We start from the raw sequence: 8,432 nt of genomic DNA, 5'->3' as shown, positions 1-8,432 counted from the left end.
TTGCAGAGAATGCCGAGACGGCATTATCGAGGGAAAGGCAAATGAAAAAATGGAATCGGGTATGGAAACTCAAGCTTATTGAGGAACATAACCCCGAATGGGCGGATTTGTATGACAGCTTAACTACATGAGAAGATTGGCTTCCCGCCTTCGCGGGAATGACGGAAGCAGATTGGCTTCCCGCCGGAGTTTACCCCGTACTTGATACGGGGCGGGAATGACGGACAAAAAAACAAAAAATTGGGGGAACTCCTGTACGGCCTTGTGCTTGACTTTAGAAAAATGCATGCTTATCCTAACATGTATGGATAGGATACGGCTTGTCTACGACTCGTAGAGAGGAGCAGGACTTGACTCTTTTTACTCCAATCGTTTTTAATACGGTTACCCTATGAGGGCATTAGTTACAGGAGCAACAGGCTTTATTGGAAGCCACCTTGTAGAGGGGCTCTTGAAAAGGGGTTATGAAGTTTCGTGCCTTATAAGAAAAACCTCTGATTTAAGGTGGCTTGAAGGCCTGGATGTAAAATATATCTATGGCGACTGCTCTGATAAGGAGTCCCTCATTCAGTGCATAAGGGGTTTTGACTACATCTTCCACCTTGCAGGTTTAACAAAGGCTTCATCAAAAGAGGATTTATATTGTATAAACGCAAAGGGGACAGAAAATCTCATGGAAGCTGTTGCCAGGAACAACGAGGGGGTCAGGCGTTTTGTATACCTCAGCAGCCTTTCGGCTTTTGGCCCTGCCCTTAATGATAAACTGCCAAACGAGGAAATGAAACCGCATCCGGTGTCAGACTATGGCCTCAGCAAACTCAAGGGAGAAGATGCTGTCTTAAAATACAGAGACAGGGTTCCTGTCTCTATACTCAGGCCTGCTGCAGTATATGGGCCAAGAGACAGGGATTTTTTCCTGTTTTTTAAATTTGTCAGAAAGGGTATACTACCTAATTGGGGTGAGAGCCGGGTATCCCTTGTGTATGTGGATGACCTTGTAAATGCCATCATCCTGTGCGGGGAAAAAGAAAAATCAATTGGAGAGACTTATTTTATTTCAGACGGAATGATATACTCCAGCAGCGAGATAATAAATGAGATTGCATCGGCCTTTCAGGTAAGACCCACGCAGGTAAAACTGCCAAAGGCTATTTTGCCGGTAATAGCCTTTTTTGGAGAGAAGGTAAATAGGCTGAGAAAAAAAACCACCATGATAAACAGAGACAAAGTTAAAGAGATTACTTATCCGAATTGGTTCTGCGATATCTCAAAGGCAACGAGGGATATTGACTTTAAACCAAAGACAAACATAAAAGAAGGGATAAAATGGACAGCAGACTGGTACAGAATTCACAGATGGCTTTAACAGACATATTTGATAAGTGCTATAAGTTTACCACTGCCAGGGAAATAATGGATGCTGGCATCTATCCTTATTTCCGGGTAATAGAGAGCGCACAGGAGCCGGAAGTGACTGTTGGTGGTAGAAAAATGATAATGATTGGCTCTAACAACTACCTCGGACTCACGAATCACCCGAGGGTAAAAGAGGCAGCCATAGATGCCCTGAGGAAATATGGCAGTGGTTGTGCTGGCTCCAGATTTTTAAACGGAACCCTCGACATCCATGTGGAGCTTGAAAAGAAACTTGCCCGCTTTATGAGAAAAGAGGCTGCCCTGGTCTTCTCAACAGGATTTCAGACAAATCTCGGTGTAATATCTGCCCTTGTGGGCAAGGATGACGTAGTGCTGATTGATAAGATGGACCATGCCAGCATAATTGATGGCTGCAGGCTTTCTTTTGGTGAGATTAAAAAATACAGGCACAATGATATGGATGACCTCGAGAGGCTTCTTCAGCAATACAGCGACAGGGGGAAGTTAATAATTGTAGATGGCGTCTTCAGTATGGAAGGCGATATAGCCAATCTTCCCGCAATTGTGCGGCTTGCAAAAAAATACGGCGCCAGGGTGATGGTTGATGATGCCCATGGCATCGGAGTTCTCGGTAAGACAGGGCGTGGTACTGCTGAACATTTTGGCCTGGAAAATGATGTAGACCTGATTATGGGTACGTATTCCAAGTCGCTTGCATCCATAGGTGGTTTTATAGCTTCTTCCGAAAATGTAATACACTATATCAAACATTTTGCAAGGTCTCTTATCTTCAGTGCCAGCCCTCCGCCGGCCTCTGTGGCTTCTGTAAGCGCGGCTATAGATATAATTGAGGAAGAACCTGAGAGGAGAGAGAAGCTCTGGCACAACACAAAGAAAATGCTCGATGGTTTCAGGGCATTAGGGTTCGACACAGGGCAGAGTGAGACTCCAATAATACCGATAATTGTGGGTGAAGACCAGAAGGCATTTTTAATGGCCAAGATGCTCCATGACGAAGGCATTTTCGCCAATGTTGCTGTCAGCCCTGCTGTGCCCAATGGCAAGGCCCTTATCCGCACAAGCTACATGGCAACTCACACAGACGCACACCTCGACAGGGTGCTTGCAGCTTTTGAAAAGGTCGGCAGGGCATTAGGGATAATTTAATTGCTTGAAGTCCTGCCGGTAAGGGATAAGCGGGCATTTAAAGAATTCCTTATTTTCCCTTTCAGGCTTTACAGGGATAATCCCTTCTGGGTTTCACCACTTCTTTCTGAGCTCAGGGCACAGTTTTCTCCGGAAAACCCATTCTTCAAGCACGCTGAGATACTCCCTTTCATTGCTAAAATAGACGGAAAGACCGTTGGCAGGATTGTAGCCATCCATAACAAAAACTATATAGACTTTCATCAGGAGAATGCTGGTTTCTTCGGATTTTTTGAATGCATTGAAGACCTATCAGTTGCAAAAGCCCTCCTGAAAGAGGCATCTGACTGGCTTAAAAACAAAGGGCTGAACATTATGCGGGGGACTATGAACTTCTCGTCCAATGAAGAGTGGGGCCTGCTCATCAATGGGTTTGACAGCTCCCCGATGCTCATGATGCCCTATAACTTTCCCTATTATGCCGGACTGATGGAAGGATGCGGCCTCAAAAAGGCAAAAGACCTCTATGCATACATTATAGATATTCCTGATTCATTGCCTGAAAAGGCATTAAGGGTTGCGGATATTGCAGAGAGGCACAGAATTACTGTGAGGCCTATCAATACCAGGGCTTTCCATAAGGAAATGGCAGTCTTCAAACAGGTTTATAATTCCGTCCTGGAAAAAAATTGGGGCTTTATACCGATGGAGGAAGAAGAGATAGACTATATGGCATCGCGGCTGAAATCTATTATTGTAGATGAGCTCGCATTAGTGGCTGAGCACAATGGTGAGCCAATAGGCTTTATGCTCATCCTGCCGGATTTCAACTTTGTTTTAAAAAAACTCAAAGGGAGGCTTACACCCATTGGCATCCTCAAGGCACTGTGGTATTCGAGGAAAATAAAAGACCTGAGACTCCTTCTCCTCGGCGTTAAAGAGGGATACAGGAAACAGGGGGTTGACGCACTTCTATTCAGAGAGGGACTGAAGGCTATTAAGAAAAAAGGTGGGTATCAGAGAGTTGAATTCTCCTGGATACTCGAAGATAATATCCCTGTTCAGAGAATTGTGGAGATGTTTTTGGGGAGATTATATAAGACATATCGAATTTATGAGGTTATACTCTGAACAGAATCGCTGTCTCCTCCCGCCTCGGCGGAGGGCAAGAGGCGAAAAGGTATTTATGATAAACAAATTTCTAAGACTCCTATTTCCAGAATCCTGCCCCATTTGTAAAGGGCCGGCAATGGAGCACAGGACATCTCCAATCTGCCCTGCATGCTGGGGAGAGATTTCTCCTTACAGCGACCCCTCCTGCAAAAGGTGCGGCAAACCGCTGGTTTCTGATGTTTCCATTATCTGTGGCGAATGCATAGAGGATGAGCCTGCATTTGAGTGGGCGAGGAGTTTTGGCCTGTACGAAGGAATTCTCAAGGAGGCTATAAATCATTTTAAGTATTACGGCAAAAAAAGATTGGCAAAACCAATTGGTGATTTTTTGTTGAAAATTGACTTGCCTGTCTCCTCAGGCGACTCGCCGTGGCGAGGGGTGGATGCTATTGTGCCAGTCCCCATGCACCACAGGAAACTCAAGCAGAGGGAATTTAACCAATCAGCACTCCTGGCCAGGGAGCTATCATTAAAAAATAAACTGCCCATGCTCCTGAACTGCCTTATCAAAGTTAAAGATACAATGCCTCAGGTGGGGCTTGGCGCAAAGGAGCGAGCTAAGAACATAAAAAGGGCCTTTGAGGTTAGAGACAGGGCATCGGTTCATGGCATGAGAATCGCCCTTGTTGATGATGTGTACACAACCGGCGCAACTGTCAGAGAATGTGCGAAGGTTTTAAAGAGAGCCGGGGCAAAAGAGGTCTATGTAGTTACCGTTGCCCATGGAGGTGGCGATTTATAGTGTTTAAAATTTTACAGAAACAATCTCTCGCACCGAAGATCGACATGATGATTATAGATGCCCCTTATATAGCGAGGCACGCGAGGGCAGGGAATTTTGTTGTGTTAAGACTTAATGAGAAGGGCGAGAGAATCCCCTTGACCATCGCAGATTGCGATTCAAAAAATGGGACTATAACTATTATCTTCCAGAAAGTAGGAAAGACAACAGAGGCCCTCGGCAGGTTAAATCCTGGGGACACAATCAGGGATGTTACAGGCCCCCTCGGGCACCCCACACCTATAGAGAAATATGGGACCTGCGTTGTAGTAGGAGGTGGGATTGGAATGGCTACCATTTATCCTGTTGCAAAGGCACTCAAAGAAGCAGGTAACAGTATTACAGCCATTATGGGTGCGAGGACAAAGGAGCTTTTGTTCTGGGAAGAAAGATTAAGACGATACTCTGATGAGCTTTTAATTACTACTGATGATGGCAGTTATGGCAGAAAAGGACTTGTCACCGATGTTTTAAAAGAGGTTATCAGTAAAAAGGCCATTTCCCTGGTCCTGGCTGTCGGGCCTGTAAGGATGATGAAGGCTGTTTCAGATTCCACAAGGTTTTATGGAATTAAAACCCTGGTCAGCCTTAACCCATTGATGGTGGAAGGCAGCGGTATGTGTGGTGCATGCAGGGTCAGGATTGGTGGTAAGACAAGGTTTGCCTGCATTGATGGTCCTGAGTTTGACGGCCATGAGGTGGATTTCGAGGAGCTGGAAAACAGGCTCAAGTTTTACAAAGAAGAGGAAGGATTAGCCTATAAATTATTTCTCGAATAAGCGGTTGAGGGAAAGGGAGAATGAAAATTAGTCAGGCGAGACGCCTGACCTACTTCTTTAGAATATACGTATTCACCAGTAGGACAGGCGTCCCGCCTGTCAGAAAGGGTATTTTCAGGACAGATTGAAAGTGAAAATGGGACACAGAGAGCCTGACAAGAGAATTAAAGACTTTGAAGAGGTCTCCCTCGGCCTGAGCGAGGAAGATGCCCTGTTAGAGGCTACGCGATGCCTTCAGTGTAAGAAGCCAAAATGCGTAGCAGGCTGCCCCGTTGAAATTGATATACCTTCATTTATAGCAATGATTAGAGAGCGTGATTACCCCGGTGCATTGAGAAAGATACGGGAGTTTAATAACCTCCCTTCAATATGCGGCAGGGTGTGCCCTCAGGAGACGCAGTGTCAGGGCCGCTGCATCCTCGGCAAAAAAGGCATACCCATTTCAATTGGTGCCCTTGAGCGTTTTGTTGCAGATTATGAAACAGCTATGGGTATATTGGACATTGGTGCGGTTCAACCTCCAAATGGCCACAGGGTTGCAGTTATTGGCTCTGGTCCAGCCGGGCTGACTGCTGCAGCAGACCTTGCAAGGCTTGGATATGGTGTGACAATATTCGAGGCCCTCCATGAACCAGGGGGTGTCCTCCTCTATGGCATTCCAGAGTTCAGGCTGCCAAAGAGGATCCTCCAGAGAGAGATAGATTATGTCTGTCGGTTCGGGGTAAAGATTGTCGTTAATCAAGTTATAGGGAGGACCCAAAAGGTCAATGAACTTTTTGAAGAAGGTTACAAAGCAGTATTCATAGGCGTTGGCGCTGGCTCTCCTAAATACCTCAGCATTCCAGGCGAGAACCTGAATAATGTCTATTTCGCCTCTGAATTTCTGACAAGGGTCAACTTAATGAAGGCATACCTCTTTCCTGAATATGATACCCCTATCAAAAAAGCTCGCAGAGTTGCTGTTATAGGTGGAGGGAATGTTGCTATGGATTCAGCAAGGACTGCCTTAAGGCTCGGTGCAGATAAGGTTTATGTAATTTACAGGAGGACTGAGGAGGAGATGCCATCAAGGCGTGAAGAGATTGAAAATGCAAAAGAAGAGGGCATCGAATTTTGTTTTCTTTCTAACCCGAAGCTGATACTTGGAGATGCCAGGGGATGGGTGAGGGCGATTGAGTGTGAACAGATGGGCCTCGGAGAGCCTGATGCATCTGGAAGGAGGAGCCCTGTGCCTGCAGGTCAGGAGTACTGCATTGAGGTTGACCAGGTGATAATTGCTATTGGCCAGCGTTCAAACCCGGTTCTTGTCCGCTCTATTGAGGGGCTTAAGCTCTGGGGTGAAGGATATATAGTTGTAAATAAAGAGGGGAAGACAAATCTTAAAGGACTCTATGCTGGCGGCGACATAACAACAGGAGCGGCCACTGTCATAAGCGCAATGGGTGCAGGTAAGAAGGCAGCAAGGGCGATTGATAGATATATTATGGCCCGCAGAGAATCTCTCCCACAGCCTTCTGAGTCATCTCCGAGTCGGAGTAAGCCTCAATAACTGTGTCGGCCTTCAGTTTATCAAGGGAATAAGGGCAGCAGAAGGCTACAACCAAAGAGTATCTTGAATTCCTTATTGCCTTTTTAAGTATGTCCTTTAACTTCACACTTAATCCGCTTCTGCCTTTCCATGCAGATATTTTTGAAAAGACAGCAATGATGAGTGGTTTCCCTGAAATGGAATTTAAAAGTGTAATCCCCCTCTGTCCCCCTTTACTAAAGGGGGATGTAGGGGGATTATGTTTTTGCTGACCCATTGGCATAATTGTTTTATTATCAACATAGAAAATTTTTATTTTTTTGTATCTCTTTTTAAGGGCATTGACAAAAGGCTTGCCTGATTTATTGTTATCATCATCAATAATAAGGATAGCCGGCGAAGCAATCCCATTCTCCCGGAATTGCGGTGTGGTTATTGATTTTTGAGTAAGTTTATATGCCAAATCATAACTTGATTTTGATTCGATACTGCGAACGGTCAACGGTGAACGGTGAACTTTATTTAACTCCTTCTTTACTTTGATAATCCTCTGATAAGATTCTTCTACCCTCGGTTTTAGCCCTTCCCACCTTGAGGCTAAACAATCTATTACTTTCTCAGGATTGCTGGGATGAAGGATTATGTCTGCACCTGCCTTTATTGCCTTAAGGCATGCCTCTTCTTCTTTGAGTTTAATAGCATGCATATTCATTGCATCTGTAATCACAAGTTCTTTAAATCCCATTTTATCCCTTAAAAGCCCTTTAATGGTTTTTTCTGAAAGGCTTGAAGGAAATCCTGAATCAATGGCTGGCACCTTTAGATGACCTATCATAATCATCTTAACCCCTGCTTTTACTGCCTGAGAAAATGGATACAGCTCAACATCCCAGAGCCTTTTCATATCTGCCTTTACAACTGGTAGCTCCCTGTGAGAATCCTTGCTTGTATCACCATGTCCTGGAAAATGTTTTGCGCAGGCAATAAGTCCATGTCTTTGAAAACCCTTTATAAATTCATTTCCAAACCACGCGACCTTTTCTGGATTATCAGAAAACGCCCTTGTGCAGATTATAGGATTTTCAGGATTTGTGTTTACGTCAAGAACCGGAGAAAATATGACATTGATTCCTACAGCCTTTGCCTCTTGTGCAATAATACTTATCGACCTTCTTAAGAGTTTAATGTCCTTTGTGTTTCTTTGATTGATTGCCTGTGCAATAGCCATTGCAGGAGGGAAAAGGGTTCCTCCCTTTATTTGCTGGCCAAGTCCCTGCTCAAGGTCAGAGGATATAAAAAGGGGAATGGGAGCGCTGTCCTGTAATTTTTTAATTGCCTTGCTAACCTCTTTAAATTCACCACCAAAAACAATAAAACCACCAATGCCTTTTTTTACAAGTGATTGATAGTATTTAAACTTTTTATTAATCTGCCCGCCATCAAGCCGCGCAATTATGAGCTGTGCAATTTTCTTTTTTATATCCATGTGCATAAGGTAGCATTACTAAACTGCCTCTACCATTACCTCTTTTCTGAAGATGAGTCTGTCCTCTTCCATATCCACCTCTACCCTATCTCCCTCTTTAAAGGTCCCATCGAGGAGCTTTGTGGCGAGGGGATTTAAGATTTCTCTCTGAATTGCCCGTTT

Annotated in this window: 8 protein-coding genes; 6 read left to right on the top strand and 2 right to left on the bottom strand. The window is 44.7% G+C overall.

Going from position 1 to position 8,432, the window contains the following annotated elements:
• Nucleotides 1-391: 391 nt before the first annotated feature.
• From HZC12_08215 to gltA, 6 genes are all read left to right on the top strand, one after another.
• Nucleotides 392-1,366, top strand: coding sequence for an NAD-dependent epimerase/dehydratase family protein (locus HZC12_08215; GenBank protein MBI5026688.1), 975 nt, complete (start codon nt 392-394; stop codon nt 1,364-1,366).
• Nucleotides 1,327-2,544, top strand: coding sequence for an aminotransferase class I/II-fold pyridoxal phosphate-dependent enzyme (locus tag HZC12_08210; GenBank protein MBI5026687.1), 1,218 nt, complete (start codon nt 1,327-1,329; stop codon nt 2,542-2,544). The genes HZC12_08215 and HZC12_08210 overlap by 40 nt, the downstream gene beginning before the upstream one ends.
• Nucleotides 2,545-3,654, top strand: coding sequence for a GNAT family N-acetyltransferase (locus HZC12_08205; protein MBI5026686.1), 1,110 nt, complete (start codon nt 2,545-2,547; stop codon nt 3,652-3,654). It abuts the gene before it with no gap.
• A gap of 55 nt (nt 3,655-3,709) precedes the next feature.
• Entirely contained in the window at nt 3,710-4,438 is a 729-nt protein-coding gene (locus tag HZC12_08200) for a ComF family protein (GenBank protein MBI5026685.1), read from the top strand.
• Entirely contained in the window at nt 4,438-5,256 is an 819-nt protein-coding gene (locus HZC12_08195; GenBank protein ID MBI5026684.1) for a sulfide/dihydroorotate dehydrogenase-like FAD/NAD-binding protein, read from the top strand. The genes HZC12_08200 and HZC12_08195 overlap by 1 nt, the downstream gene beginning before the upstream one ends.
• Nucleotides 5,257-5,392: 136 nt before the next feature.
• Nucleotides 5,393-6,805 (top strand): NADPH-dependent glutamate synthase, encoded by a 1,413-nt coding sequence (gene gltA, locus HZC12_08190; protein MBI5026683.1) that lies wholly within the window; start codon nt 5,393-5,395, stop codon nt 6,803-6,805.
• Here gltA and HZC12_08185 read toward each other — a convergent pair.
• Together HZC12_08185 and HZC12_08180 are read right to left on the bottom strand one after the other, a co-directional pair.
• Nucleotides 6,738-8,270: a hypothetical protein gene (locus HZC12_08185; GenBank protein MBI5026682.1), complete on the bottom strand. Its 1,533-nt coding sequence runs from the start codon at nt 8,268-8,270 to the stop codon at nt 6,738-6,740. The two genes, gltA and HZC12_08185, sit on opposite strands and share 68 nt — an antisense overlap.
• Nucleotides 8,271-8,288: 18 nt before the next feature.
• On the bottom strand, nt 8,289-8,432 hold a 144-nt coding region (locus tag HZC12_08180), incomplete at its 5' end, for a hypothetical protein (GenBank protein MBI5026681.1).

This window comes from Nitrospirota bacterium (assembly GCA_016214385.1).
Classification (GTDB): Bacteria; Nitrospirota; Thermodesulfovibrionia; order UBA6902; family JACROP01; genus JACROP01.
This window is presented reverse-complemented; position numbering and strand designations above follow the sequence as displayed.